This is a genomic window from Qipengyuania huizhouensis, from assembly GCF_019711635.1.
GTDB lineage: Bacteria > Pseudomonadota > Alphaproteobacteria > Sphingomonadales > Sphingomonadaceae > Qipengyuania > Qipengyuania huizhouensis.
This window is the reverse complement of the sequence record NZ_JAIGNT010000007.1, coordinates 1-26066: the sequence shown is the minus strand read 5'-3', so window position 1 is coordinate 26066 and position 26066 is coordinate 1. Positions and strand designations below refer to the sequence as shown.

Annotated in this window: 25 protein-coding genes, 1 tRNA gene and 1 other RNA gene; 20 read left to right on the top strand and 7 right to left on the bottom strand. The window is 62.2% G+C overall.

The window, feature by feature from the left end:
* Positions 1-65 precede the first annotated feature (65 nt).
* From K3180_RS07850 to K3180_RS07830, 5 genes are all read left to right on the top strand, one after another.
* The gene (locus K3180_RS07850; protein WP_221539684.1) at positions 66-785 is read left to right on the top strand and encodes an SIMPL domain-containing protein; all 720 of its coding nucleotides are present in this window, start codon (positions 66-68) and stop codon (positions 783-785) included.
* Positions 786-847: 62 nt separating this feature from the next.
* Complete coding sequence (locus K3180_RS07845; RefSeq protein WP_221539681.1) at positions 848-1153, top strand: PepSY domain-containing protein; 306 nt, start codon at positions 848-850, stop codon at positions 1151-1153.
* An 87-nt stretch (positions 1154-1240) separates the two neighbouring features.
* Positions 1241-1921, top strand: coding sequence for a response regulator transcription factor (locus tag K3180_RS07840; RefSeq protein WP_221539679.1), 681 nt, complete (start codon positions 1241-1243; stop codon positions 1919-1921).
* The gene (locus K3180_RS07835) at positions 1869-3365 is read left to right on the top strand and encodes a sensor histidine kinase (RefSeq protein ID WP_425594522.1); all 1497 of its coding nucleotides are present in this window, start codon (positions 1869-1871) and stop codon (positions 3363-3365) included. Before K3180_RS07840 ends, K3180_RS07835 begins: the two co-directional genes overlap by 53 nt.
* A 40-nt stretch (positions 3366-3405) precedes the next feature.
* Entirely contained in the window at positions 3406-4044 is a 639-nt protein-coding gene (locus tag K3180_RS07830; RefSeq protein ID WP_221539676.1) for a peptidase, read from the top strand.
* On the opposite strand, the gene K3180_RS07825 is transcribed toward K3180_RS07830, so the two are convergent.
* Positions 4041-4355, bottom strand: a complete 315-nt coding sequence (locus tag K3180_RS07825; protein ID WP_221539674.1) for a chorismate mutase — start codon at positions 4353-4355, stop codon at positions 4041-4043. The two genes, K3180_RS07830 and K3180_RS07825, sit on opposite strands and share 4 nt — an antisense overlap.
* Before the next feature lie 67 nt (positions 4356-4422).
* Here K3180_RS07825 and K3180_RS07820 point away from each other — a divergent pair, with 67 nt between their 5' ends.
* Complete coding sequence (locus K3180_RS07820) at positions 4423-5439, top strand: polyprenyl synthetase family protein (protein ID WP_221539673.1); 1017 nt, start codon at positions 4423-4425, stop codon at positions 5437-5439.
* A gap of 51 nt (positions 5440-5490) precedes the next feature.
* On the opposite strand, the gene K3180_RS07815 is transcribed toward K3180_RS07820, so the two are convergent.
* Positions 5491-6294, bottom strand: coding sequence for a hypothetical protein (locus tag K3180_RS07815; protein ID WP_221539671.1), 804 nt, complete (start codon positions 6292-6294; stop codon positions 5491-5493).
* Positions 6295-6499: 205 nt separating this feature from the next.
* On the opposite strand from K3180_RS07815, the gene hrpB reads away from it, so the two are divergent.
* The 7 genes from hrpB (at position 6500) to K3180_RS07780 (ending at position 14788) form a co-directional block, all read left to right on the top strand.
* Entirely contained in the window at positions 6500-8947 is a 2448-nt protein-coding gene (hrpB, locus tag K3180_RS07810) for an ATP-dependent helicase HrpB (protein ID WP_221539853.1), read from the top strand.
* A 15-nt stretch (positions 8948-8962) separates the two neighbouring features.
* Complete coding sequence (locus K3180_RS07805) at positions 8963-9241, top strand: ETC complex I subunit (protein WP_221539669.1); 279 nt, start codon at positions 8963-8965, stop codon at positions 9239-9241.
* 34 nt (positions 9242-9275) lie between these two features.
* An RNA gene (ffs, locus tag K3180_RS07800) (signal recognition particle sRNA small type) lies at positions 9276-9370 on the top strand.
* Between the two features lie 50 nt (positions 9371-9420).
* The gene (locus tag K3180_RS07795) at positions 9421-11259 is read left to right on the top strand and encodes a DNA polymerase III subunit gamma/tau (RefSeq protein ID WP_221539667.1); all 1839 of its coding nucleotides are present in this window, start codon (positions 9421-9423) and stop codon (positions 11257-11259) included.
* A 10-nt stretch (positions 11260-11269) separates the two neighbouring features.
* A complete protein-coding gene (locus K3180_RS07790) occupies positions 11270-11611 on the top strand; it encodes a YbaB/EbfC family nucleoid-associated protein (protein ID WP_221539665.1) in 342 nt (113 codons plus the stop codon).
* Between the two features lie 297 nt (positions 11612-11908).
* Positions 11909-14302, top strand: coding sequence for an endopeptidase La (gene lon / locus K3180_RS07785; RefSeq protein WP_221539663.1), 2394 nt, complete (start codon positions 11909-11911; stop codon positions 14300-14302).
* 213 nt (positions 14303-14515) lie between these two features.
* Positions 14516-14788 carry an HU family DNA-binding protein gene (locus tag K3180_RS07780; protein ID WP_006834374.1) on the top strand — a complete coding sequence of 91 codons (273 nt, stop codon included), beginning with the start codon at positions 14516-14518 and terminating at the stop codon, positions 14786-14788.
* 74 nt (positions 14789-14862) lie between these two features.
* Here K3180_RS07780 and K3180_RS07775 read toward each other — a convergent pair whose 3' ends face one another.
* Both K3180_RS07775 and rlmB read right to left on the bottom strand, forming a co-directional pair.
* Positions 14863-15708 (bottom strand): hypothetical protein, encoded by an 846-nt coding sequence (locus K3180_RS07775; protein ID WP_221539661.1) that lies wholly within the window; start codon positions 15706-15708, stop codon positions 14863-14865.
* A 21-nt stretch (positions 15709-15729) separates the two neighbouring features.
* On the bottom strand, positions 15730-16521 hold the full coding sequence (gene rlmB / locus K3180_RS07770; protein ID WP_221539660.1) for a 23S rRNA (guanosine(2251)-2'-O)-methyltransferase RlmB: 792 nt from the start codon (positions 16519-16521) through the stop codon (positions 15730-15732).
* Between the two features lie 155 nt (positions 16522-16676).
* Here rlmB and K3180_RS07765 point away from each other — a divergent pair.
* A tRNA-Tyr gene (locus tag K3180_RS07765) sits at positions 16677-16762 on the top strand.
* An 80-nt stretch (positions 16763-16842) separates the two neighbouring features.
* On the opposite strand, the gene K3180_RS07760 is transcribed toward K3180_RS07765, so the two are convergent.
* Complete coding sequence (locus K3180_RS07760; RefSeq protein ID WP_221539657.1) at positions 16843-18282, bottom strand: serine hydrolase domain-containing protein; 1440 nt, start codon at positions 18280-18282, stop codon at positions 16843-16845.
* 27 nt (positions 18283-18309) lie between these two features.
* Between K3180_RS07760 and K3180_RS07755 the strand changes: the two genes are divergently transcribed.
* Both K3180_RS07755 and K3180_RS07750 read left to right on the top strand, forming a co-directional pair.
* A complete protein-coding gene (locus tag K3180_RS07755) occupies positions 18310-19512 on the top strand; it encodes a winged helix-turn-helix domain-containing protein (protein WP_221539655.1) in 1203 nt (400 codons plus the stop codon).
* Between the two features lie 108 nt (positions 19513-19620).
* The gene (locus tag K3180_RS07750; RefSeq protein ID WP_221539654.1) at positions 19621-20763 is read left to right on the top strand and encodes a beta-ketoacyl-ACP synthase III; all 1143 of its coding nucleotides are present in this window, start codon (positions 19621-19623) and stop codon (positions 20761-20763) included.
* Here K3180_RS07750 and K3180_RS07745 read toward each other — a convergent pair.
* Positions 20724-21800, bottom strand: coding sequence for a phosphatase PAP2 family protein (locus K3180_RS07745; RefSeq protein ID WP_221539652.1), 1077 nt, complete (start codon positions 21798-21800; stop codon positions 20724-20726). The genes K3180_RS07750 and K3180_RS07745 overlap by 40 nt on opposite strands.
* A 100-nt stretch (positions 21801-21900) precedes the next feature.
* Between K3180_RS07745 and K3180_RS07740 the strand changes: the two genes are divergently transcribed.
* Both K3180_RS07740 and K3180_RS07735 read left to right on the top strand, forming a co-directional pair.
* Entirely contained in the window at positions 21901-22650 is a 750-nt protein-coding gene (locus tag K3180_RS07740; RefSeq protein WP_221539650.1) for a phosphatidylserine decarboxylase, read from the top strand.
* Positions 22647-23489: a CDP-alcohol phosphatidyltransferase family protein gene (locus K3180_RS07735; RefSeq protein WP_221539649.1), complete on the top strand. Its 843-nt coding sequence runs from the start codon at positions 22647-22649 to the stop codon at positions 23487-23489. The genes K3180_RS07740 and K3180_RS07735 overlap by 4 nt, the downstream gene beginning before the upstream one ends.
* Here the strand turns inward: K3180_RS07735 and K3180_RS07730 are convergent.
* The gene (locus tag K3180_RS07730) at positions 23458-23709 is read right to left on the bottom strand and encodes a hypothetical protein (protein WP_221539648.1); all 252 of its coding nucleotides are present in this window, start codon (positions 23707-23709) and stop codon (positions 23458-23460) included. The genes K3180_RS07735 and K3180_RS07730 overlap by 32 nt on opposite strands.
* A gap of 349 nt (positions 23710-24058) precedes the next feature.
* Between K3180_RS07730 and rpsB the strand changes: the two genes are divergently transcribed.
* Both rpsB and tsf read left to right on the top strand, forming a co-directional pair.
* Positions 24059-24808, top strand: coding sequence for a 30S ribosomal protein S2 (gene rpsB / locus K3180_RS07725; RefSeq protein ID WP_221539646.1), 750 nt, complete (start codon positions 24059-24061; stop codon positions 24806-24808).
* 115 nt (positions 24809-24923) lie between these two features.
* Positions 24924-25850 carry a translation elongation factor Ts gene (gene tsf / locus K3180_RS07720; protein WP_221539644.1) on the top strand — a complete coding sequence of 309 codons (927 nt, stop codon included), beginning with the start codon at positions 24924-24926 and terminating at the stop codon, positions 25848-25850.
* Positions 25851-26066: the final 216 nt, after the last annotated feature.

The window sequence follows — 26066 nt, the reverse complement described above, 5'->3', positions numbered from 1 at the left end:
GCTTCGTTCAGCCGTGCGTAAAGGTGCAAAGTGGACATACCCGCTCGACAAAAGGAGATTTGCCCATGACGCGTTATGCCGTTCCAGCCCTGATGCTTACTGCCGCCGTTCCGATGAGCGCCCATGCCGCCGAAGTACAGATCGCGTCATCCGGCCCTGTGGTCGAACTGACCGTGATGGAAGAAGTGGAGGCCGAACCGGATATCGTAACGGTGGGCGCCGGGGTGACGACCAACGCGCCGACGGCCGTGGAGGCGCTGCGCCAGAATTCGCAGGCGATGCGCGCTGTGATTGATCGCATCAAATCGCTGGGCGTGGCGGAGCGCGATATCCAGACCAGCAGCATCAACCTCAATGCGCGCTACGATTACGACCAGCAGCGGCAGGAACAGGTGTTCCGCGGATACCAGGCCAGTAATCGCGTCACGGTCAAGCTGCGCGAGATCGAGGAAACCGGCGAAGTGCTGGACGCGCTGGTGGCGGCAGGTGCGACCGACCTCAACGGGCCGCATTTCAGTCTCGAGGATGACGAAGCTGCCAAGGCTTCGGCCCGCCGTGCCGCGATGCAAAGGGCGGAAGCCCAGGCCCGCGAATACGCCTCGATGGCAGGCTATTCGAACATCCGCCTGCTGGAGATCAACGAATCCATCCGGGGCCGTTCGGGTCCGCAGCCGATCGTGGTCACTGCCAGCCGCATGATGGCCAAGGACGAATCGGCACCGGTCGAGCCGGGCCTCGTCAGCACGGGCATCAGCGTCACGGTGAAATACGAGATGACCCGCTGAACCGGTGTGAACAAGGGTATTCACACCTTGTTCAATGCTCCGGCGATAGGCACACAGCTGTCATGAAACCAATCCTCGCATCCTTGCTCGCCTTTGGCCTCATTGCCGGGCCGCTTGCCGCAACACCGGCGGAAGCGCAGCGTCGTTCCGATCAGGGCGAAGCGCGCAAGGAAATGCGCGCAGGCAATATCCTGCGCGCTCGCGAGATCGAGAATCGCGTTCTGCCGATGATGAAGAATGCGGAATATCTAGGTTTCGATTACGATTCGACGGCCATGGCCTATCGCCTTAAATTCATTCGCGACGGACGTGTGCTCTATGTCGATGTGGACGCCCGGACGGGCCGGATCCTGCGTCGCAGCCGCTGAGTATTCGGCGATCAGAAACCTCGTTCATCTTGACGCGTTCATCTACATGAACGACATGCGCAAGATTATTAGCGAGGACGGAAATTCATGAGAATCCTGATCGTCGAAGACGAGCCGACGCTCGGCCTGCAGCTCAAGAGCACGCTGGAACAGAACGGTTATGCGATCGACCTGTCGACCGATGGCGAAGACGGGCATTTTCTCGGTTCGACCGAGGATTACGATGCCGTCATCCTGGATCTGGGCTTGCCGGAGATCGACGGGCTGACCGTGCTCGGCATGTGGCGCAAGGAAGGGCGAAAGTTCCCTGTCCTTGTTCTCACCGCGCGTGACAGCTGGTCCGACAAGGTGGCCGGTCTCGATGCGGGCGCGGACGATTATCTCGCCAAGCCTTTCCAGACCGAGGAACTGATCGCCCGCCTGCGTGCGCTTATCCGCCGCGCTTCGGGCAATACCTCCAGCGAACTGACCGCCGGCGACGTGCGTCTCGACACACGTTCGGGCCGGGTGACTTTGAAGGGCGAACCGGTCAAGCTGACTGCGCAGGAATACAAGCTGCTGTCCTATCTCATGCACCACAAGGGCAAGGTAGTCAGCCGTACCGAACTGATCGAACACATTTACGATCAGGATTTCGACCGCGATTCGAATACGATCGAGGTCTTCGTCACACGCATCCGCAAGAAGCTGGGTGCAGAGGTAATCACAACGATCCGTGGACTCGGTTACAGCCTCGACGACCCCGCTGACCAGCCGCGCGCATCCTGAAGAAGGTGTGGGCGGCGCGCGTCCGGCGGCGGGTTCCCCGCACGCAGACGCCACTGCGTCCGCATCCGATGGCGATCCCGTCACCGTAGCCACGCCCGCCGCCCCGCGGCGGAGCCTGGCCGCACGCATGATGGCGATCGCGGCAATCTGGATATCGGTATTGCTGCTTGGCGGAGGTTTTGCGCTCGAAAGGGCGCTGACCAGTCAGGTCCAGAACAATTTCGACGACCAGCTCGAATACGTCCTCACCGCCCTGATCGCTTCGGCAGAGGTCGACGATTGGGGAGACGTGCGCTTCTATCGTTCGCTCGGCGACCAGCGCTTTCTCGAGGTCAACAGTGGCGTGTACTGGCAGATTACCGGGCCGGGCAGGGACCCCTATCCCAGCCGCAGCCTGTGGGACCGGACACTGGAGGTGCGGAGCGACGATGTGGACGACGCGCCCCACTTCTACGACAGCAACCAGTTCCCCGACGAACCGCTGCGCGTGGTGGAGCGCAATATCATCCTGCCGGACAGCGAAACGCGCTGGACCTTTACCGTCGCTTCGGCGCGGGAAGAACTGGATTTCCAGATATCACGCATCCGCTCGATCCTGGTGTGGAGCTTCGCGGCGCTCGGCCTCGGGCTGTTGATCATGGCCGTGCTGCAAAGCTATTACGGGCTGTCCCCGCTCCGCCGCGTACGCGCTGCAATCCAGTCGATGCGCTCGGCCGGGGCCAACCGGATCGACGATCCGCTACCACTCGAGGTCGAGCCGCTGGTGGAGGAAATCAACGCGCTTCTGGCCCATAGCGAAAGACAGGCGGAAGAGGCCCGCACCCATGCAGGGAACCTCGCCCACGCGCTCAAGACGCCGCTTACGGTCCTGACCAATGCGGCAACGGCCCATGATCCCAAACTGTCGGACCTCGTCTGCCGCGAGACGAAAACCATGCAGCGTCACGTCGAGCATCACCTTGCCAGGGCGAGGGCGGTCGGACGGCGCGCATCGGGGCATACCCGCGCCGAAGTCTGGCCCAGCGTGCAAAGCGTATTGCGTGCGGTGACGAGGATTTACGAGGATACGCGCTTCGACCTGGACGGAAACCGCCATGCCGCCGTCGCCATGGAGCGCCAGGATCTCGACGAAATCCTCGGCAATCTGATCGAGAATGCCGCAAAATATGGTGGAGGCAGCGTATTCGTCACCGTCGACGCGCAGCCGGGCTCGGAGCAGTGCATTATCTGGGTGGAAGATGACGGCCCCGGCATCCCCGAAGCGCAGCGCGAGCGGATTTTCGATCGCGGTGCGCGGCTGGACACGGGCAAACCGGGCACCGGATTGGGCCTGGCCATTGTCCGCGATGTGGCAGAAATCTATGCGGGCACGGTTGAACTGAGTGAAAGCGAGGACCTGGGCGGTCTGATGGTAACCTTGCGCCTGCCGCGGCCGGGTATCTAATTCACGCGCTGTTCAATCCGTCGCTGACATAACACGTGTCATGGACAAGATCGCACCCCGTAAATTCCCCGCGCTTCGCATGGGGCTCGTCATGGCTTCCGGCCTGGCATTGTCAGGCTGCGCCACGATGCTCGATCCCTATGGCTCCAGCGTATCGGTGGGCGTGGGATATAATTCGGGCGGGTACTACGATCCCTATTACGACCCGTATTATGATTCCTATTACGGCTGGTACGACGACTATTATTACCCCGGCACCGGCTACTACGTATACGACCGGCGCGGCCATCGTCACCGCTGGAACGACCGCCACCGCAACTATTGGATAGCGCGGCGCGGTGGTGCCCGTGACATTCGCGATAACTGGGGCGGCTACAGGCGTGATCGCGATGGACATTACCGCGATCATCGTACCGGCGGCCGCCGCGACAGGGACGAAGGTTTCGCTGCTGGCGCTGTACGCGGTGCGGCAGAAGCCGCAGCACGCAACCAGCGCCGGGAGGCCCGCGAGTCCAGGCGACAAGGTCGGGTCCCGCCTGCCGCGGCTGGCGCGAGACAGGTTCGTCCTGCCCCGCCGCAGTCCCGCCCGCCCGCCCGGGCGGAACGTCCTGTAAGGCAACAGCGGCGCACGACTGCCGTCCCCAATCCGTCAGGCAGGGACCGCAAGCACGACGATTAGGCTTCGTCCTGCCGCGCCCTTTCGTGGTGGCGGATAACCTCGTCGATGATGAAGCGCAGGAATTTCTCGCTGAACTCCGGGTCTAGCTCGCTCTCTTCGGCCAGGCGGCGAAGGCGGGCGATCTGCTCGGCCTCGCGCGCCGGATCGGCGGGGGGCAAAGTAGCTTTCGCTTTATAGGCGCCGACCGCCTGCGTGATCCGGAATCGTTCGGCGAGCATATGGACCAGCGCGGCATCGATATTGTCGATGCTCTTGCGAAAACTCGCGAGCGTTGGGTCTTCGGCGGCGGGTTGTTGCGCGTCCTGCGTCATCGCTTGCCAGATTAGCGCCAATCCGGCTCTTGCCAAGAAAGGTTAGGCAGGACATGGCCAAGCTGACATGACAGCAGACGTCGTTCCCCTGCCGCGCAAGGCCCCGCAGCCCTCGATCGAGCCCATGCTGGCGCTGACCGCGCAGGGCATGAATCAAGTCAACCAGGTCATTCTCGATCGGATGCAGAGCGAGGTACCCCTGATTCCCGCGCTGGCCGGGCATCTGATCTCCGGCGGCGGTAAACGTCTCCGGCCGATGCTGACCCTCGCGGGCGCTGAACTGGTGGGTTACACCGGCGCACGTCATTACAAGCTCGCCGCCGCGGTGGAGTTCATCCACACCGCCACCCTGCTGCATGACGATGTCGTCGACGGCAGCGACCTGCGGCGCGGCAAGGCGGCGGCGAACATCATTTTCGGCAATCCCGCCACCGTGCTGGTCGGAGATTTCCTCTTCAGCCGCAGTTTCGAGCTGATGACCGAGGACGGCAGCCTGAAGGTGCTCAAGATTCTCTCGGGCGCCAGCGCGATCATCGCCGAGGGGGAGGTCGACCAGCTGACTGCCCAGCGCAAGATCGATACGAGCGAGGAACGCTATCTCCACATCATCCGCGCCAAGACCGCCGCGCTTTTCGCCGCCGCCAGCCGTATTGCGGCCGTGGTCGCCGAAAGTAGCGAGGAGGAAGAGCGCGCGCTCGACGAATATGGCCGCAATCTCGGGGTCGCATTCCAGCTGGTCGACGACGCGCTCGATTACGATTCGGATGCTGAAGAAATGGGCAAGGATCGCGGCGACGATTTTCGCGAAGGCAAGATGACCCTGCCGGTCATCCTCGCCTACGCGCGCGGAAGCGAGGAAGAGCGGGAATTCTGGAAGGCCGCCATCGGCGGTTTCCGCACATCGGACGCCGATCTGGAAGAGGCGATCCGCCTGATCGACAGCCATAACGCCGTCGCCGACACCAAGGCCCGCGCGCGGCATTTCGCACAGCGCGCTATCGATGCCCTGTCGATCTTCCCCGACGGCAAGGCCCGCCGCGCCATGACGCAGGCCGCGCTTTTCGCGGTTTCACGGGGGTATTGATTCAGAGCAAAATGGCTCCCGACCGCGCGTGGCGGCCGGGAGATCACATTGTTACTGGCGTGTTGCCGACCAGCGCACGACGCTGCCGTTGCGCGGATCGGTAGAGACACCATTGAGCGTGTCGCCGTCGATTGTCAGTTCGGTAGTTGCAACAATCTCGCCATCGCGGGTGTAGGTTTCGAGGAAGCTGTTGTCACCGGTCCTCTCGACCTTGACCATTTCGCCGGCATCGTTTCCGTCGATCGCCACGGCATCACCACCGAGAGTTGCGGTATAGCTTTCCGAATTGCCCCGGCTGGTGATCGTGTCGCCGTCGAGCCCGAAGCTGAAGCGCAGGCCCGCCTCATCGATGTCGCTCACACCGGCAGTGGTCCATTTGCCCGACACCGCATGTGAACCTTCGGGTCCAGCTTCGGTCCGGGTATAGCTGGTCTTGCCGCTCACCGGCTGATCGCCGCGAAGGTTCGTCCAGCTGACTTCCAGTGCATTGCCGTCTTCGCTCACGGTCCAGGTCGAACTGCCTGTGTCTTCACCATTCAGGCGGCCCGCGGAGCGAACCGTATTATCATCGACAACTTCCATCATTATACTGTCGGTTGCAGGGATTGCGACATCGTGCCAGCCGCCATCGGCTGCTACTTCGAAGGGCGGATTGCAGGAAAGGCAGTTGTAGGTGCCGTCGGCAAGTACATATTCGCCGACATCGTTTTCCCACTGTGCCGAATCGAGATCGACCTTCCAGTCGCCCGCGATGCCTGCGGTTTCCGCGACGGCTTCGGTGTCATCCGCGCTACTGCAAGCGGTCATGCTCGTAGCGAATGTAAAGGCGGCAAGCGCCGTCATTATCTTTTTCATGTATTTCTCCCTTGTTTCGCGGCCCTTCGCATGCCCGCCTGTTGGCGATGCATCGGCAAAAAACCCCGCTCCACCCACCCGATCGGAAGAACAAGGAAGCAGCAGAATAGCAGCTTTCTCTCGGTTTCACCTAATGCAATGGTGAAAGGGTCATTTTACAACGGCTTGAAAAATGCCGTTGGAGTGGGGGCTGTGCAGGGGCGGGATGTATGCGAAGAGCGAATCCGTGACCGAAGCGCTCCCCATACATGCTGTCTTGCCCGGCCTTTTGTCGGCCCTTCGCGCAAGAAGTGAAGCGGTGCTCGTCGCGCCGCCCGGGGCGGGCAAGACGACCGCGGTCGCGCCTGCGCTGCTTGGCGAAGACTGGTGCACCGGCACGATCATCCTGACTTCGCCCCGCCGCGTGGCCGCACGTGCGGCGGCGGAGCGCATGGCAGAGATGCTGGGCGAGAAGCCGGGCGAGACCATCGGCTATCTCACCCGCCTCGATAGCAAGCGCTCTGCCAGGACACGGGTGCTGGTGGTGACCGAAGCGATCTTCGTAAACACCATCCTGGACGATCCCGAACTGTCCGACATCTCCGCCGTGCTATTCGACGAGGCGCATGAGCGGCATCTCGATAGCGACCTTGGATTGGCGCTGGCGCTGGAAACTCAGGCGGTGCTGCGCGAGGACCTGCGGGTCCTCGTCATGTCGGCGACCATCGACGGCTCGCGCTTCGCTTCGCTGATGGGCGAAGGCACGCCTGTTATCGAAAGCCAGGGCCGCGCATATCCGCTGGACATCCGCTGGCTGGGTTCCTCGCCCCAGACGCGCGTGGAAGACGCGGTGACCTCGGCAATCGCCATTGCCTGGCGCGAGGAAGAGGGTGATATCCTCGCCTTCCTGCCGGGCGTGGGCGAGATCGAGCGGACCCGCGAGCGGCTGGCGGAGCAGCTGCCCCAAGCGCTGGTCCTGCCGCTTCACGGCCAGGTCCAGCCCGCCGACCAGCGCGCCGCGATCCGCCGCGATCCAGAGGGCCGCCGGCGGATCGTGCTGGCGACCGCGATTGCCGAAACCTCGCTGACGCTGGACGGGGTTTCCGTGGTGGTCGATGCCGGCCTTTCGCGCCGTGCCGAATTCGACCGGGCGGCCGGGACGACGCATCTCGTAACCCATCGCGCCAGCCAGGCTGCCGCCGCGCAGCGAGCGGGGCGCGCGGCGCGGCAGGGGCCGGGCGTAGCATACCGCTTGTGGGAGGAAGCCGGACATGCGGGAAGGCCCGCTTTCGATCCGCCCGAGATGGAGACTGCCCACCTTGCGCCGCTGGTGCTCGACCTTGCCAAATGGGGGACGAGCGATCCGGCGAGCCTGCAATGGCTCGATCCCCCGCCAGCCGCCTCGGTTTCGGCGGCGCGCCAGACACTGGAAGGGCTCGGTGCGCTGGACGGGGAAGGGCGTATTACGGAGCGGGGGCAGCAGCTTGCGGGCCTGCCGCTCGATCCGTCCTCGGCTGCGATGGTGCTGTTCGGCGCAGAGCATGGCGCGGCAGACACTGCTGCACGGCTGGCGCTGCTCCTGCAGGAGCGCGGGCTGGGCGGGCGCGGAGAGGATCTCGAGGCCCGACTTGCCCGGTGGAACGGCGATCGCGGAACTCGTGCGGAGGCCAGCCGCAAGCTGGCCGAACGATGGGCGAAGCTGGCGAACACGCTGACCCAGCGGCGTGAGAGGCGGGACGTCCCGCCAGCCATCCTCCTTGCTGCAGGTCGTCCCGACTTCGTGGCCAAGCGCCGCGATCCTTCGGGCGAGAACTGGATTGCTGCGGGCGGGCGCGGCTTTATGCTCGATCCGGCATCCTCTCTGGCGCGCGCCGAATTCCTAGTGATCGGCGATGCGCAGGGACAGGCGAAAGGCGCGCGGATTACCTCCGCTATCGCTCTAGACGAGAGTGATCTGGAACTCTGGCTGGACGAGCGCATCGAACGCCGCCCGGTAATGCGCTGGAAAGGCGACCGAGTCGAAACGCTGCTGGAGAAGCGATTGGGCGCCATAACGCTCGCTGCCGGCCCCGATCCCGACCCCGATCCACAGGCGCTTGTGGATATGTTGGTGGAAAAGGCGTTGAAGAACACGGCAAAACTTGTTCCTGCCGATCTGCAGGCGCGCGCCGCCTTCATCGGACTGGACGCGTTCGCTGCTTCCAAGCTGGCCGAGACCGCCGATGTATGGCTGGCACCGCTGCTCGGGGGGCGGCGCGACTGCGACGTGCCCAGGGGAAAGCTCGTCGATGCGCTGCTCGGCATGCTCGATTGGGACACCCGCCAGCGGCTCGACCGCGAGGCGCCGCGTGAATTCACCTCGCCTGCCGGAACCTCACACCGGATCGACTATACCGGAGACGATGCGCCGAGCGTCGAAGTCCGCGTGCAGGCGCTGTTCGGACTGGATCGCCATCCGGTTGTGGGCAAGACTCCGCTCCTGCTCAAGCTGACCAGCCCCGCCGGACGCCCGATCCAGGCGACCCGCGACTTGCCCGGCTTCTGGCGCGGCAGCTGGGACGATGTGCGCAAGGACATGAAAGGCCGCTATCCCAAGCACCGCTGGCCTGAGGAGCCCTGGATGGAAAAGCCCAGTTTGAAGACCAAGAACGCCTTTTCAAGAAGCGAAGGCTGAATTACAGGGCACTACATGACCGCCAGAATCTATCAGCGACCCAAGAACGCGATGCAGTCGGGCAGGGCCCGTACCGATGAATGGGTGCTCGAATTCGAGCAATCCGAGGCGCGTCACGCAGACCCGTTGATGGGCTGGACCGGCAGCAGCGATACGCAGGCGCAGGTGTTGCTGACGTTTCCGACCAAGGAAGAGGCGAAAGCCTATGCCGAGAAATACGGCATCGCCGCTCGCGTTCACGCCACGCCTCCCAGGTCTCTCAAGATCCAGGCTTACGCCGACAACTTTCGGTGATTGATTTCTAGCTCCCACATCGCCATATGGCGCGCCGGGAGTCGGGTGGACGTTTGCGTTCGCTCACCGGGTCAGGTCCGGAAGGAAGCAGCCCAGGTGAATTGCGGCGGGTCGCTCGGCTCCTTTATTTTCCCACACCCTTCATGACATTCGGCGCGTCTGCGCCTACCTAAACCTGCATGGGTGATTCACCGGATAGTACTGACGGCCTTCCCTGGGAGACCGATGCGGAAGAGGATGCGCCGAGCGCCGCCGAACTGGAGGCCGCGGGGCAGAATTCGATGTTCGGCGATGTGCCCGAGCCCGAGACGCCGCCTGCTCCTGCCGAGGAACCGGCAAAGGAACCTGTCGAAGCGGCAGCGGTCCCGACCGAAGCCTCCACCGCTCCCTCTGCCGAACCGGCACAGCCCTATCGCGTGCTCGCGCGCAAATACCGTCCGCAGACATTTGCCGAGTTGATCGGGCAGGATGCCATGGTCCGCACACTGGCCAATGCGATCGCGCGCGACCGGCTGGCCCATGCCTTTCTGATGACCGGTGTTCGCGGGGTGGGCAAGACCTCGACCGCGCGCCTCATCGCCAAGGCCCTGAACTGCATCGGGCCGGACGGGAAGGGCGGTCCCACGATCAGCCCCTGCGGCGTGTGCGAACCGTGCACGGCCATCGCCGAAGGCCGCCATATCGACGTGATCGAAATGGACGCCGCCAGCCATACTGGCGTCGACGATGTGCGCGAAATCATCGAGGCGGTACGCTATGCCGCGGTCAGTGCGCGTTACAAGATCTACATCATCGACGAGGTCCACATGCTCTCGCGCAACGCCTTCAACGCGTTGCTCAAGACGCTGGAAGAACCGCCCGCGCATGTGAAGTTCCTCTTCGCAACGACCGAGGTCGATAAACTGCCGGTCACGGTGCTCAGCCGGACGCAGCGGTTCGACCTGCGGCGCATACCTGTCGAACTGCTCGAGGCGCATTTTACCGAGATCTGCCGCAAGGAAGGCGTCGAGGCGGAGGAAGAGGCGATTCACATCGTCGCCAATGCCGCCGAAGGTTCGGTGCGTGACGGGCTGTCGATCCTCGATCAGGCCATTGCCCATGCCGACATGGATACCGGCGGCATGGTCACGGCGGAGCGCGTGCGCGACATGCTGGGCCTCGCCGACCGGGGCGCACAGCGGCGGCTCTTCGCCCACATCCTCAATGGCGATGCGAAGGCCACACTGACTGCGGTGGACGACCAGTATGCGCTGGGTGTCGAACCGCTGGCGCTGATGCGTTCGCTAATGGACCTCACGCACCGGATTGCGCTCGCGCAGGTTTCGGGCGGAGAAGCCGATGCGACCACTGCCGAGGAACGCGAACAGCTGACCGAATGGGCGGAGCGTCTCTCTGTCGGCCAGGTCCACCGCTTGTGGCAACTCCTGCTCAAGGGGCACGAGGAAGTGCGGCAGGCGCCCGATCCGCTGGTGTCGGCGCGCATGGCGCTGCTGCGCGTGCTGCACGCCTCAGACATGCCCGATCCCGGCAAGCTGGCCAAACAGATCGAGGACCTCGCAGCGCGCGGGCCGGCCCCTGCAAGCGAGGCTGGCGAGAGCGGGGCGAGCGCTCCGACGGCCTCGCTCGATTGGGAAGAGCTGGTCGAAAAGGTCTCTGCGGCCGGAAAATTGCAGGCCGAAAGCATCATGCGCTTGCAAATCCGCCCGATCAGCGTGGAGATGGGCAGGCTGGTCTACGCCCGCGACGCGAAATATTCCGATGCCATCGAACCGGTACTGCGCGATGCGCTCTATGCAGTGACCGAGACCCGCTGGCAGCTCGAAACTGGCGATCCGGAGCAGGCGCGACCCTCGATGGTCGAGCACGAAAAATCCGAGCGCGAGGCTGCAAAAGCGGCCATGCGAGAACATCCCATGGTGAAAGCGGTTGAAGCTGCCTTTCCCGATGCCGAAATAATCGAAGACGGCGCCGAACTTCCCCCGATCCGGCGCGAGGTTCCCTGGAACCGCAGAGCATGAGGACGATCCTATGAAGTCGATGGAAGAAATGATCGCTGCCGCGCAGAAGGCTGCCGAGCAGATCCAGACCCAGATGAACGATGTTCAGGCCAAGCTCGACAATATCGAGGTCGAAGGCGCGGCCGGCGGCGGTCTGGTCAAGGTGCGTGCCACAGCACGCGGACGCATCATCGGCGTGACGATCGACGAAAGCCTGATGAAGGTGGAAGAAAAGCAGATGGTCGAAGACCTCGTGGCCGCAGCTTTCAACGATGCGCGCGACAAGGCGGACCGCAAGTCGGCCGAGGAAATGGAAAAGATCCAGGGTGGCATGGGCCTGCCGCCGGGCATGAATATTCCCGGATTTGGGTAACGCTTCTACGCTCCGGCACGGGCTGCTGTCCTACATCGGTGACCCCGTGCTAGCGCCGGATGGCATGCCTGTTTTCGAGCTGGCTCGGCCCTCGAATCCCCCGCTGCACAAGTTGTCAGGTTTTTGCCTCCTGGACAGTGGTCCATGCGGTCCATGTCTCGGATTGCAGCTGCCGAAGCTTAACAGATCGCGCTGTGCACAGCTTAACCCGGGGCGGACATTGCGCCCGGGCGGTCCGCTACCCATATTCCCTCGCGAGACGCAGGCCCCGCTCCGGGCCGCAAATGGACTGATTATATGACCGAGACCTTTCCCCTCCTTCCCCTGCGCGACATTGTCGTTTTTCCCGGCATGGTCGTCCCGCTCTTCGTCGGGCGCGACAAGTCGGTTGCGGCGCTCGAAGCTGCGATGGAAGGTTCGAAGGACATTTTCCTCCTGTCGCAGCTCGATCCGGGCTGTGACGATCCCGAAGCCCGCGATCTTTATGACACCGGTGTGATCGCGCAGGTCCTCCAGCTGCTCAAGCTGCCCGACGGCACCGTCCGCGTGCTGGTCGAAGGGCAGGAACGTGCCAAGCTGCACGAACTGCGCACGGTCGGTGAATATGTCGCCGCCGAAGTTTCGATGATCGAGGAGCCGACCGCTTCGGGCACCGAGATCAGCGCGATGATGCGCCAGGTGATCGAGCAATTCGGCGAATATGCCAAACTCAACAAGAAGATCGGCGACGATGCTGCTGAACAGCTCGGCGAAATCGATGATGCGGGCGAGCTCGCCGATACCATCGCTGCGGCCATCCAGGCCAAGGTTTCCGACAAGCAATCCCTGCTGGTCGAGACCGATCCGCTGAAGCGCCTCGAAATGGTGATGTCCTTCATGGAAGGCGAACTGTCTGTCCTGCAGGTGGAGCGCCGCATCCGTGGCCGCGTGAAGCGGCAGATGGAGAAGACCCAGCGCGAATATTACCTCAACGAGCAGTTGAAGGCGATCCAGAACGAGCTGGGCGACGGCGACGAGGACGGCGGCAACGAGATCGCCGAACTGACCGAGAAGATCGGCAAGACCAAGCTCAGCAAGGAAGCGCGCACTAAGGCGGAAAGCGAACTGAAGAAGCTCAAGGCCATGCAGCCGATGAGCGCCGAGGCGACCGTCATCCGCAACTATCTCGACGTGTTGCTCGGCCTGCCCTGGGGCAAGAAGAGCAAGGTCAAGAAAGATATCGGCAAGGCGCAGGAAATCCTCGACGCGGATCATTATGCGCTGGAGAAGGTCAAGGACCGGATCATCGAATATCTCGCCGTGCAGGCGCGCACCAACAAGCTGAAGGGCCCGATCCTGTGCCTCGTCGGCCCTCCGGGTGTCGGCAAGACCAGCCTCGGCAAGAGCATCGCCAAGGCGACCGGGCGCGAATTCATTCGCCAGTCGCTGGGAGGCGTGCGCGACGAAGCCGAAATCCGCGGCCACCGCCGCACCTATATCGGCTCGCTTCCGGGCAAGATCGTCAGCAATCTCAAGAAGGCGGGCAAGATCAACCCGTTGTTCCTGCTCGACGAGATCGACAAGCTGGGCCAGGATTTCCGCGGCGATCCGGCCTCGGCTTTGCTTGAGGTTCTGGATCCCGAACAGAACAACAAGTTCCAGGACCATTATCTGGAACTCGACCTCGACCTGTCGGACATCATGTTCGTCACCACGGCGAACAGCCTCAACCTGCCGCAGCCCCTGCTCGACCGCATGGAGATCATCCGGCTGGAAGGTTATACCGAGGACGAGAAGGTCGAGATCGCGACCCGCCACCTGCTCGCCAAGCAGGTCAAGGATCACGGCCTCAAGGAAGGCGAGTTCGAGCTGACCGAAGAGGCGCTGCGCGACCTGATCCGCTATTACACGCGTGAGGCAGGCGTCCGCACGCTGGAGCGCGAGCTTGCCCGGCTATGCCGCAAGAGCCTGCGCCGCATCCTCGAAGGGAAGGCGGAAAGCGTCACGATCACGCCCGAAAACCTTTCCGACTTCGCCGGTGTGCGCAAGTTCAAGCATGGCATGGGCGAAGAAGAAGCGCAGGTCGGCGCGGTTACCGGGTTGGCGTGGACCGAGGTGGGCGGCGAATTGCTGACCATCGAAAGCGTGACCACGCCGGGCAAGGGCGAGATCAAGACGACCGGCAAGCTGGGCGAGGTGATGAACGAAAGCGTTGCCGCGGCCTTCAGCTTTGTGAAGGCGCGCGCCCCGCATTACGGTATCAAGCCGAGCATCTTCCAGCGCAAGAACATCCATATCCACCTGCCCGAAGGCGCTGTGCCCAAGGACGGTCCCAGCGCGGGCATCGGCATGGTTACCTCCATCGTCTCGACCCTGTCGGGCGTGCCAGTACGGCCCGATGTGGCGATGACTGGCGAAGTGACACTGCGCGGCCGGGTTCTGCCTATCGGCGGCCTGAAGGAAAAACTGCTCGCGGCGCTGCGGGGCGGGATCAAGAAGGTGCTTATTCCCGAAGAGAACGTAAAGGATCTCGCCGAAATTCCGGCAAACGTGAAGGAAGGGCTCGAGATCGTCGCGGTATCCCACGTCGACGAAGTGCTCGAACACGCTTTGACTTCGCTCCCCGATCCGATCGAGTGGACCGAGGCGGACGATCTGGCAAGCCAGCCGGGCCACCCACAAGTGACCGGCGCATCGCCGACGGCGCATTAGCAATTGATTTGTTGCGCCGCAGCGAGATGTCTCGTTGCGGCACAACAAAAGCTCGTTTTGCCGCACAATCGGGTCTTCAAGGCCAAAAACCGCCAATTATTGCGGATTTTGCCTTTGACACGCGGGCCAAAAGCCTCTCAATTCGCTGCCTCTCGGGTGAAACGATTCACCAGGCCATAATTCAAAACTCGAATTGAGGGGGTTCTAAAGAATATGAACAAGAACGATCTGATCGGTGCTGTCGCGGAAGCTAGCGGCCTGTCGAAGAGCGACGCGTCAAGCGCTGTCGAAGGTGTGTTCGACGCTATCACCAAGTCGCTTTCGAAGGGCGATGAAGTTCGTCTGGTCGGCTTCGGCACCTTCTCGGTCGCCAAGCGCAAGGCCTCGACCGGTCGCAATCCGCGTACCGGCGAACCGATGAACATTCCTGCTTCGAACCAGCCCAAGTTCAAGGCTGGCAAGGGCCTGAAGGACGCCGTCAACTAAGACACGTTTCTGTCCTTACATAAAAACGCCGCAGTCACGCGAGTGGCCGCGGCGTTTTTCGTGTCTTCATCTATTCAGTCGAACGCAATCAGGGCCGTCGGTGCCTGTTCCGTGCGCGGGCTGATTTCCCAGACCAGCGTCTGACCTAGTGAATGCGCCGCCGGACCTTCATCGGTATTATTGGCGAGGATGCGTCCGTCAGTGACAATCGTGAACGTACCCTCGGGCACGGCGATCTTTCCTATGTCCTCATCCTCCGCCAGCTGGGCGAGGCCGGCCATACCAGCCATCATGCCCTGCATCGGATTCCCGCCACCCTGTGCCGCAAATCCGGGAGCATCGATACGGACCTGATTTTCGTCTCGCAACATTACGGTGACGAACATGCTGCCCATCGGCATCTTCTCGATCGTCGGAAAAGCGAAATCATGGGTCAGGCTGCCCGATATGCGGAAGTCGACATCGAACAGCCCGTCACCCTTGTAGGTGACCATTTCCCAGCCCCGCTGACGTTCCAGTTTGTCGGCCAGTTCCTGCGCCGCTTCGGGATCCGAAGGGTCGATCCCGCCGAGAACGGCCCTCATCTGCTCGGCCTCCTTCTCGCGTTCCGCCTCGCGTTCGCTTGCGGCCGCGTCCCATTCTGCGCGTTGTTCCTTGACTTCGGCAGGTGTGCATTCGCGGGTTTCGAATTCCTCGTCCCAGCACTCGGCCTCGAACTCTTCCGGCTGATCGGCCATTTCCGCTAGTTTCGACAGGGCGAGCATCTGGATCTCGCCGTCGTAGCTGTAGCTGAAAGCGCCATCCTGCATCAGGTGCAATTCACTGGTGAAGGCACCCGGCGTGAGCAGGCAGCCTGTGAGCGCTAGCGAACTCGCCGTAGCCAGTCCGCATGCGCGCAGCTTCATCGAAATACTCGTCACGGTAAATCCCCCTGTCTGTAGTCAGTCCCTTGTAGCTACCGCATATAGCGCGATCGCCGCCGCGTTGGACACGTTGAGGCTTTCGATTTCGTTAGAAATCGGCAATTTCGCCAAGGCATCGCAATGCGCTTCGATATTCTGGCGCATGCCTTCGCCTTCCGCGCCCAGAACAATTGCTACGGGACCTGTGGGCAACGCTTCGGCGAATGTAGTTTCTGTATGGCCGGTCAGACCGATGCGCCAATATCCTGCCTCGGCCATTTCTTCCATTGCGCGGGCGAGATTGACCACGCGAATCCATGGCAGCGTCTCGAGCGCGCCGGATGCCGATTTGGCGATCACCCCGCCTTCGGGAGGCGCGTGCCGATCCTGCGTGACGAGGGCGGCTGCGTTGAAGGCCACCGCCGAGCGCATGATCGCGCCGACATTGTGCGGATCGGTTACCTGATCGAGCACAATGATCGGACGCGCCGGATCGCCGTCGAGAACTTCGTCGAGGAAACGGTCTTCCAGCGTCGCGCACTCGAGAACCAGTCCCTGATGCGGGGCATCCTTGGCAACGAGGCGGGCGAGGTCCTGGACATCGGCATATTCGACGGGGAAATCGGCCGGCAGTTCGCCGTCGAGCGAGGCCACGCCTTCGCGCGTCGCCCAAAGCTTGCGGTGCTGCCTGTCCGGGTTCTTGAGCGCCGCTTCGACCGCGTGGCGTCCCCACAGACGGACCTGTCCCGGACTTGCCCGGCCGCTTCCGCGCCCGCCCTTCATGCGGCCGGCCCGGCCCCTCAATGCGCGTTTGCGTTCGCCTTTTGCCATGCTTCATGTCCTGTAATCGAGATTGCGTCGCGCTCCTGCCAGCGAGGGCATTGACAGGCAAGCGCCGCTTCGCCAAAGGGGCGCCTCTCGGCAGGGGATGCCCCAGCGCATCCCCGCTCTTTCGCCCGTTTTCGGGAAAGATGGTGAACCGGTGTGGACAGGTGGCCGAGTGGTTAAAGGCAGCAGACTGTAAATCTGCCCGCGCAAGCGTACGCTGGTTCGAATCCAGCCCTGTCCACCACCCCCCTTTCTTTCAACGGCCTAGGACACAAGCATATTGGCAGCTGCCAGCGAGGAAGCGAGCAGCACCGGTGTCTTCGTTCAGCGCTGCAATCGGACGACGAACTTGCGGGTCGGACTCAGCACCGCAACGTAGCTGCCGTCGTCCTGTCGGCGGAAATCATAGGCTCCGCTGGGTGTCACCAGAGCACCGCGATCAAGTCGGTCGCCGGGAAAGATCGATATGACCGTCAGATAGTCGGTGCTGCCCTGCGGCAATGCGTCGAACCAGTTGCCAGCGGCATTGCCGAGGCCCAGTGTCCCGCGACATATCCCGTCCAGCATTGTGAACCGCACCGTCCCGGCAACCGGCTTGTCGCCAAAGCTGCCTGTATATGCGGTTGCCCGGATCGGACACGGCGTTTGCGGACCCGTCGGATCGGCCCGGAACGGCGCGGCCAGCGTCGCTGCGGTTTCCTTGATGTCCGAAACCCAGACGGCGTTCGACAAAACGCTGACGCTATCCCCGCTGTCAGGGTAAACTATCAGCGCGCTGCGTGCGCCAATCGCAACGCCGGCATGATGCGCGATCCTCTGGCCATCCGAGTCCGTTCCGATGCGCCAGCCGAACGCAATCCTGTCTTCGCCGTCAGCCACCGGTGAGCCATCGTTCATCTGAGTTGGTGTCCACATCATCGCCCGTGCCTCGGACGAGAGGAAACCATGGCGCATCACCCGTGCCCCGAACATCGCGACGCCGGGTGCCGTCCCGCGGAAACCCGCGCCGCCCCATGAGTAGCTGTAATCGTGCGGATCGGCAGGCTTGATCGTGCCGCCTTCGAATTCATAGGCCACGGTGTCATGCTGCGGATCGGGGACGAGATCCGGGTGCAAAGGCAGATCGTTGGTGATCGCGCGCGAAACAAAGGAGAGGAAAGGTATACCAGCGCCACCCTCAATGGCGGCACTTAGCAGGGTATATCCGTAGGAACTGTATTGGTAGCTCGTGCCGGGTGCGAAAAGGAGCGGGCGGTTGGCGAAAATCTCGACCGCTTCGTCCACCGTGCCGAAATGGATTCCTCCGCGTGCGGCATCGACATCCTGATAATGCGGAATGCCCGATGTGTGCGCAGCCAGCTGCCGCAGGGAGATGTCCGAAGGCCAAGCGAGGCGGCGGTCAGGAAGGTAGCGCTGGACCGGTGCATCAAGGTCCAGCATCTTCCGATCGTACAACACGGTCGCCGCCGTTGCCGTCACCAGTTTGGAAACACTGGCGAGCCGAAAGCTGGTGTCTGGCTCGACCGGCAGTTTCCGATCCAGATCGCGATATCCTGCCGTGCCGGTCCAAATCAGCTCACCGTCGCGGGCTACGGCCGCTGCCATGCCGGGCACGCCGTTGGCTTCGACCTGAGCGGCCAGTATGGCATCGGCGATCCGGCGTTGCGCGTCGGCGGAGTTTTCTGAGGTGTTCGCTGAAACGGGAGTGTTGCATCCGATAGTGGCGAGAGCGATTAGGGCGGAGCGTGTAAGGTGCTTTGTCATGCCCCGAGGCTGCGGTCGAAGCAGGCAGTGGACAAGAAAAGAACGGTGAAGATTGGTGAAATGAGGGTGGAACTTTGCCGGGTGCGTCACGCAGTCATCGCGAATGGCGATGAACACCGCTTGCCCGACCTGTCGTTTCGCATGCTTGACCTGCTTGTCTCGCGAAGCCCCGACCCGGTCTCGTTCGCGGACATCGCGCACATCGTCTGGAACGCGCAAGTTACCCGGGAGACCATCAAGCAAAGGGTGACTTTGCTGCGCGAGTCTCTGGAACAGATCGGCATTGACGGGACGGCCATCGAAGCGGTCCGCAATCACGGCTATCGGACCACCTTGCAGATCGGCATTGCGCAACCTGGACGCGGATGGTCTGTCCGCCGCAAGATCGGATTGGCGGCGAGCGTGGTTCTGATCCTTGCCGCAGCGATGCTGTTGGCATGGCAGTATCGCGATACGGATGATGCCGCCATACCGCTGCTGGCTGTGGTTGCGACGTCGCCTTCGTCCGGCAGCGATCCCGCCGATGGGGAGGCGCTCCGCCGCGACATGGTACGCGCGATTTCGAAGTTCGAGGGCGTTCAGGTCATCGACCACCTTCCACCTTCAGGCACATCGCCAGCCTATGTTGTACGGCTATCGCTCGAACATTCAGGTCAAGACCGCGACCTGGCAACCGAGCTCGTCGATGGCCGGACAGGCGCTGTCCTGTTTGCGGAACAGTACCGTATATCGCCTTCGCAAACGGATCGTGCGGTGCTGCATTTTGCGAATAGCATCCACGCGCAGGTTACGGCTTTCTCGTCGGGCGCTGCCGGAATTTCAGCAGACGCGCGTGCGCGTTATGCCGAGGCATACAGGCTCTGGCGACTTGGGGACGAACAAAGCCTGGTCGGCGCGCGCAACAGCCTCCAGGCATTGGCAGACGACCCTGAGGCGAACCTGATTGCCCGTTCGCTGCTGGCCCGCGTCCAATCGGACATGGTGTTGCGACATGGCGCACCGAAAACCCTGGCACGGCAAGCCGAATTGGACGTTCGCGCCTTGATCGCCAGACGCCCTGGCGTTGGAGATCTGCGCTACTCGCTATCCCGCACCTTGCTCGCGCAAGGCAAGCGCGAGGAGGCACTGGGCGAGTTACGCATCGCCCAGCAGACAATGCCGTTTCTCGCCCGTGACATCATGGCGATCGAAGGCCGATCCGAAGCACAGGGAGGCGGACTTGATAACTGATCGGAGGCAGAGTGCTGAATGTCGGCTCTGGGCACTGATGCACGCGAAAGCAGGCCGCTGGCTTCGCTCTCACTTGCCGTTCGCCAAGCGTGAGACTAGGCAACTCGGATGACCGATATTGCCCGATTGACCGGCCGCCCCGTCATTTCCGCGACGGGGCTGTTCACGCCCGAAGACAGCATCTCCAACGAGGAACTGGTCGCCAGTTTCAACGAGTACGTGCGTCGCCACAACGCGGCGAATGCCGAAGCGATCGCTGCTGGCGAGGTCGAGCCGCTGACCGAAAGCTCGGTCGAGTTCATCGAGAAGGCAAGCGGGATCAAGGCTCGCCACGTAATGGCCAAGGAGCCGGTGCTCGACCCCGAGATCATGGCGCCGCGCTGGAGGCAGCGCTCGAACGACGAGTTGTCGATCCTCGCCGAGATCGGGGTCAAGGCCGCGCGCGAGGCGCTGGAACGGGCAGGGCGCAAGGCCGAGGATGTGGATGCAGTGCTCTGTGCAGCGTCCAATATGGAGCGGCCCTATCCGGCGATGGCAATCGAAATACAGCAGGAACTGGGCATTGAAGGCTTCGGCTTCGACATGAATGTTGCCTGCTCCTCCGCTACATTCGGTATCCAGACGGCGGCGGATTATATTCGGGCCGGCAATGCGAAGAGCGTCCTCGTGGTCAGTCCGGAGATTACCAGCGGCCATCTGAATTGGCGCGACCGGGACAGCCACTTCATATTCGGGGACGTGGCGACCGCCGTTCTGGTGGAGGATGCTGCGATAGCTCCTGAAGAGCATTGGGAAATACTCGGGACGAAGCTGAAGACTGTTTTCTCCAACAACATTCGAAACAATTTCGGCTTTCTGAACCGCGCTTATCCCGAGGAAGCCGGCGGACCGGATAAATTGTTCGTCCAGGAAGGGCGCAAGGTGTTCAAGGAAGTCGTCCCGATGGTTGCCCAGATGATCATCGATGAATCGCAGCGGCTCGATCTCGATCCGACAAGTTTGCGCCGCATGTGGTTGCATCAGGCGAATGCCGGGATGAACCGCCTCATCGCTCACCGGGTTCTGGGTCATGAAGCGAGCGAGGACGAAAGCCCGACCGTGCTCGATACCTACGGCAATACATCGAGCGCCGGTTCGATCATCGCCTTCCACCTGCACAGCGAAGATCTGGCCGAAGGCGATACCGGGCTGATTTGCAGCTTCGGGGCTGGCTACTCCGCCGGGACGGTATTCGTCCTAAAGGCCGGCTGAGACCAGGGCAGGGGTAGCGAGTCCCATGCCTTGAAGACATGGGGAACCAGCTTCCAGATACCCCAGATCGCGGCGAGCGAAACCAGACCGTCCAGCGCATAGTGATAGGCGAGGTGCACCGACCCTATCCAGATCAGCACCATGAACCAGAAGAAGATGCGTCCTGCCGTCTTCGACACTTCGCGCGCCGTCAGCCAGAATAGCACGCAAACCGCGACATGCATCGAAGGCATGGCGCTGATGCCTCGCCCAAGACCATTGTCCTTGGTGGTATAGCTCTCGAGCAGCATGTCCTGTACCGGAATGGTCATCACGGGCACCTGCTGGTTTGCCCACCGAAGATATTCCATTTGTGCCGCGAAATCGGGAATTCCCAGGATCGGTTCGGCAAATACTGGTCCCACCGAAGCCAGCAAGGTCGCAAGCAGGCCGCCGACCAGAGACCACGCAAGCGCATAGCTCAGAAAGAAGCGGCGCCGCAGGTCGTCGTTGACGGAGCCCGAAAGCGCCACAACTGTGACGCCCAGGTACAGCAGCAACACCCATATATGATAGGAAACCGCGATTGCGGCAGTGACCAGGGGATAGCCGAGAACCGGCTGCATCACCTGCCAGGCATCGTTTCCGAACAGGAGGCTGCGTTCCCAGACGATAAACGTCACGTCCCAATCGAATTGGGTGAACAGCGGGATCATCGCCTTGAGGCTCGAAAAGACGGGTATCAGAATCGCGCACATAGCCAATACCGGAACGCTGGCGATGAGGGCGGCCAGCGAGCTGCTTGTGAAATATCTGTTCTTCGCCCACGCCAACGGGCGGTCCGGCCTTTCCCGGATCAACCGGTAGATGATATCGAAGAAGAACCAGCCGATAGCCGCCGTGTAGATGATCTGAAAACTGGTGGTGGAACCGGCTCCCTCGTAAGGGATATCGAAGCTTGCCCAGAGATATAGAACAACCCCGCCGCAGCCGAGCGCGTAAAGATAGATCGGAACTTCGCCACACCATCGGCGCGTGATCTTGGCCAGCTGTTTCATAACCCGGTGTTTACCATGCTTTGGTGAAGGAAATTCTAACCGACCGAATATTGCACGTCGCAAGCTTGTGAGAGCGGCTTTCCCCGCGTAGTGGACGTGTATGGCAGGAGACTTACAGGATAATCAAGGACGCGGGGAAGTGCCCTCCAGCCTCCCGCGGATACATCCGGAAGGACGCAAATTCGGTCTTGCCGCGCTCGGACTTTCGCTGGTCTTCGCCTGGCTGGCCTGGGAAACGCTGGCCTGGCCCATGGCTTTTCTCTCTCTCGGTATATTCGCATTCTTTCGCGACCCTGAGCGCGTCGTTCCCCAAGATGATCGTTTCATAGTTTCGCCCGCCGATGGCAGGGTGGTTCAGATCACGCAGGTCGAACCTCCGCGCGAATTGACGGTCGACGATGGTACGGGTGTGGATGGTCTTGCTCCCGAACCCGTGATGCGGGTGTCGATTTTTCTTTCACTGCTTGATGTTCATATCAATCGCACCCCCATCGGGGGCGTCGTCCGGCGGGTGGTCTATGTCCCGGGCAAATTCCTCAACGCCGACCTGGACAAGGCGAGTGAAGACAATGAACGGCAGCATATCCTGATCGAGCGCCCCGACGGGCTGAAGGTCGGATTCACCCAGATAGCCGGTGTCATTGCGCGTCGGATCGTTTCCTTCGTGAAACCGGGGGACACGCTGGGCGTAGGGCAGCGGGTAGGGATGATCCGCTTCGGCAGCCGGGTCGATATCTACCTGCCTGCCGGGACCGGATCCTATGTCATGGTGGGTCAAAGGGTTGTGGCCGGGGAAACGGTGATAGCGGCCGTGGGTAGCCAGCCCCTGCTGGAAGGTGTGTCGCAATGAGCCTGCTGCCCACTCCCGAGCCTCGCCGCGAGCCGGAAGAGCGCGCCCGCCTGGGTCCAAAATCTGCCGAGGACGAGCAGCCGGTGATGGGCAAGTCGCGCGGGCTCAGCCTGCGGGCGATGGCGCCCAATGCGATTACGGCAGCGGCACTGTGTTCGGGCCTCACGGGCATCCGTTTCGCCATATCGGAGCAGTGGGCGGCCGCCGCGGTTGCGATTATCGTCGCAGGGATACTCGACGGGATGGATGGCCGCATCGCGCGGCTGCTCAAGGCACAATCGCGTTTCGGAGCCGAACTGGACAGCCTTGCCGATTCGCTCAGCTTCGGCACCGCGCCTGCCATCATCATATATCTGTGGTCGCTTTCGGCGGAGCCTAGCTGGGGCTGGTTCGCCGCACTGGCGCTGGCGATCTGCTGCGCGCTGCGGCTGGCCCGGTTCAACGCGCAGATCGACATGGAAGAACAGCCGCACAAATCGCTCGGCTTCCTGACCGGAGTTCCCGCGCCGATGGGGGCGGGCCTTGCCTTCATGCCATTCTATCTCTGGTCGGCGACCGGGCTCGACGTCTTCCGCGAACCGGCCTTCGTCGCCCCGTGGCTGGTGGCGACCGCGCTACTGATGATTTCCAACATGGCCACACCGAGCTGGACATCCCTGCGGCCGCGCAAGGGCATCCGTCTGTGGGTACTGGCGTTCTCAGGATTGTTGTTTGCGGCGCTGCTGGTCGAACCTTGGTGGACGCTCAGCGCAATCGGTATTGGCTATCTGGTACTGCTTCCTTTTACGCAAATGCGTTATGCGCGGGTCAGGCGGCGCGCTGTGCCGACTGCCGAATGATCGGATAGGTTCGCGGCTGGCGTTCGAACCCGGGCGCGCTGGAGCCGATGGTCGCAGGTCGCGGTCCGCAACCGGCAGTGGCATAACCGATCTTCATCCGCTGCTTCAGCAGGCCGAAGGCGGACCACCAGCGCAATCCGCTATCGGCAAGCACGAGGACCGTTGCCATGCTGGCGAGGACGAGAGCGGTACTGAGAACAATCGCGAACATATCGGTCATCTCCTGCCCGGCCGCCTGTGCATAAAGCTGTTGACAGCCGGGGCGAATTTGCGGGAAAACCCCGGAATGCCGCCGGATGTTCCGGCGATGGGAACAATGTTCTCTTTTTGTTCTCACCTGTCAAGCGCTTTTTGCGCCCGGTTTCCCCTTTTCCGCGATGAATTGGCACTGGATTTATTCGGCGGACATCGTTATGCGCGCGGCGTTCGCCAGTGAATCGGCCAATTCGGGCCATTTCGAACGGCGGGCAAATCCACATGGAAGGCGCTCATACCGGTGCCCGATCGCGGGAAGCTCCGCTATCCTCGGGTTCCAGCCTTCCAGAGGTACAACCGGAAAGGAAATGACCATGGCGGCTCCTACCGTCACCATGCAGCAACTGATCGAGGCCGGCGCACACTTCGGCCACCAGACCCACCGCTGGAACCCGCGCATGAAGCCGTATATCTTCGGCGCGCGTAACGGCATTCACATCATCGACCTGTCGCAGTCCGTGCCGCTTTTTGCGCGCGCGCTCGACTTCATCAGTTCGACAGCACGTTCGGGCGGCAAGGTGCTGTTCGTCGGCACCAAGCGCCAGGCGCAGGATCCGATCCGCGAAGCCGCGCTCGCTTCGGGTCAGCACTTCGTCAACCACCGCTGGCTGGGCGGCATGCTCACCAACTGGAAGACGATCTCGCAGTCGATCAAGCGTCTCAAGACGCTCGACGAGCAGCTTTCGGGTGAAATGTCGGGCCTGACCAAGAAGGAAATCCTCCAGCTGACGCGCGAGCGTGACAAGCTGGAACTTTCGCTTGGCGGCATCCGCGACATGGGCGGCATTCCGGACGTGATGTTCGTGATCGACGCCAACAAGGAAGATCTCGCCATCAAGGAAGCCAACGTGCTTGGTATTCCCGTGGTCGCCGTGCTCGACACCAATGTCGATCCGAGCGGCATCGCCTTCCCGATCCCGGGCAATGACGATGCGGCCCGCGCCATCAAGCTCTATTGCGATGCGGTTGCCGATGCGGCCCGTTCGGGCAAGGGCGAAGGCGTGACCGATAGCGGACGCGATGTCGGCGCGATGGAAAATCCGCCGGAAGAAGCCGCGGCCTGAAGCCAATCCTCGTAAGGCGGGAGCGCCATGCTCCCGTCATACAAGCGGAGTACGCGCCGGGCCGCTGATCACAGCAGGCCCGGTGCCCGCACATAGAATCGAAAAGGAATTTATCATGGCTGCATTCACTGCTGCTGACGTGAAAGCCCTGCGCGAAAAGACCGGCGCGGGCATGATGGACGCCAAGAAGGCGCTCGAAGCCGCCGATGGCGATATCGAAGCTGCGGTCGACGCACTGCGCGCCAAGGGCCTCGCCACCGCCCAGAAGAAGTCGAGCCGTACCGCGGCCGAAGGTCTCGTCGGCATTGCCGTCGAAGGCACCAAGGGCGTCGCCGTCGAAGTGAACTCGGAAACCGACTTCGTCGCCAAGAACGACAAGTTCCAGGATTTCGTCCGCAAGACCACACAGGTCGCGCTCGGCACCGATGGTGACGATGTCGAAACGCTCAAGGCTGCGGGCTATCCCGATGGCGGTTCGGTTGCCGAAAAGCTGACCGACAATGTCGCCACGATCGGTGAAAACCAGCAGATCCGCCGCATGAAGACCGTTTCGGTCACCAACGGCGTGATCGTGCCCTACATGCACAATGCGGTTGCCCCCGACCTCGGCAAGATCGGCGTCCTCGTCGCTCTCGAAAGCGAAGGCGACAAGGCCAAGCTGGAAGATCTCGGCAAGAAGCTCGGCATGCACATCGCCGCCGCTTTCCCGCAGGCGCTGACCGCCGACGGTCTCGACGCCGACGTGATCGCGCGTGAACGCGCCATCGCGCAGGAAAAGGCTGCCGAAAGCGGCAAACCCGAGAACGTCCAGGAAAAGATGGTCGAAGGCGCGATCGGCAAATATGCCAAGGAAAACGCGCTGCTCAGCCAGATCTACGTGATCGACAACAAGACCCCGATCTCGCAGGTCGTCGAGCAGGCCGGCAAGGACATCGGCGCCAAGGTCGAACTGGTGGACTATGTCCGCTTCCAGCTCGGTGAAGGCATCGAGAAGGAAGAAAGCGACTTCGCAGCAGAAGTCGCGGCTGCCGTCGGCGGCTAAGCGAAAGCGCTTGCTAAACGATTGGGCCGCCGGAGTTCGCTTCGGCGGCCTTTTTCGTGCGTGGGGGAATTGGTTGCGCGACGTGGGTAAGGTTATCGTCCATCTGGGCGGCGAGCGAGGATGGGTACGGGAAATTCCACTAACGACATGTGTGGACGGCTCTCCGTTGGCAAGGGATAATTTGAACTGAGCTTAGCTTGTTGAGGCGCCCATGTG

Bases quoted from the DNA above. Each gene is read 5' to 3' on its own strand.
- K3180_RS07850 (WP_221539684.1), top strand. From the start codon at position 66: ATGACGCGTTATGCCGTTCCAGCCCTGATGCTTACTGCCGCCGTTCCG.
- K3180_RS07795 (WP_221539667.1), top strand. From the start codon at position 9,421: ATGGGTGATTCACCGGATAGTACTGACGGCCTTCCCTGGGAGACCGAT.
- K3180_RS07825 (WP_221539674.1), bottom strand. From the start codon at position 4,355: ATGACGCAGGACGCGCAACAACCCGCCGCCGAAGACCCAACGCTCGCG.
- rlmB (WP_221539660.1), bottom strand. From the start codon at position 16,521: ATGGCAAAAGGCGAACGCAAACGCGCATTGAGGGGCCGGGCCGGCCGC.
- K3180_RS07815 (WP_221539671.1), bottom strand. From the start codon at position 6,294: ATGAAAAAGATAATGACGGCGCTTGCCGCCTTTACATTCGCTACGAGC.
- K3180_RS07840 (WP_221539679.1), top strand. From the start codon at position 1,241: ATGAGAATCCTGATCGTCGAAGACGAGCCGACGCTCGGCCTGCAGCTC.
- K3180_RS07845 (WP_221539681.1), top strand. From the start codon at position 848: ATGAAACCAATCCTCGCATCCTTGCTCGCCTTTGGCCTCATTGCCGGG.
- tsf (WP_221539644.1), top strand. From the start codon at position 24,924: ATGGCTGCATTCACTGCTGCTGACGTGAAAGCCCTGCGCGAAAAGACC.
- K3180_RS07830 (WP_221539676.1), top strand. From the start codon at position 3,406: ATGGACAAGATCGCACCCCGTAAATTCCCCGCGCTTCGCATGGGGCTC.
- rpsB (WP_221539646.1), top strand. From the start codon at position 24,059: ATGGCGGCTCCTACCGTCACCATGCAGCAACTGATCGAGGCCGGCGCA.
- K3180_RS07790 (WP_221539665.1), top strand. From the start codon at position 11,270: ATGAAGTCGATGGAAGAAATGATCGCTGCCGCGCAGAAGGCTGCCGAG.
- K3180_RS07760 (WP_221539657.1), bottom strand. From the start codon at position 18,282: ATGACAAAGCACCTTACACGCTCCGCCCTAATCGCTCTCGCCACTATC.
- K3180_RS07780 (WP_006834374.1), top strand. From the start codon at position 14,516: ATGAACAAGAACGATCTGATCGGTGCTGTCGCGGAAGCTAGCGGCCTG.
- K3180_RS07730 (WP_221539648.1), bottom strand. From the start codon at position 23,709: ATGACCGATATGTTCGCGATTGTTCTCAGTACCGCTCTCGTCCTCGCC.
- K3180_RS07740 (WP_221539650.1), top strand. From the start codon at position 21,901: ATGGCAGGAGACTTACAGGATAATCAAGGACGCGGGGAAGTGCCCTCC.
- lon (WP_221539663.1), top strand. From the start codon at position 11,909: ATGACCGAGACCTTTCCCCTCCTTCCCCTGCGCGACATTGTCGTTTTT.
- K3180_RS07735 (WP_221539649.1), top strand. From the start codon at position 22,647: ATGAGCCTGCTGCCCACTCCCGAGCCTCGCCGCGAGCCGGAAGAGCGC.
- K3180_RS07750 (WP_221539654.1), top strand. From the start codon at position 19,621: ATGACCGATATTGCCCGATTGACCGGCCGCCCCGTCATTTCCGCGACG.
- K3180_RS07805 (WP_221539669.1), top strand. From the start codon at position 8,963: ATGACCGCCAGAATCTATCAGCGACCCAAGAACGCGATGCAGTCGGGC.
- K3180_RS07745 (WP_221539652.1), bottom strand. From the start codon at position 21,800: ATGAAACAGCTGGCCAAGATCACGCGCCGATGGTGTGGCGAAGTTCCG.
- K3180_RS07820 (WP_221539673.1), top strand. From the start codon at position 4,423: ATGACAGCAGACGTCGTTCCCCTGCCGCGCAAGGCCCCGCAGCCCTCG.
- hrpB (WP_221539853.1), top strand. From the start codon at position 6,500: ATGTATGCGAAGAGCGAATCCGTGACCGAAGCGCTCCCCATACATGCT.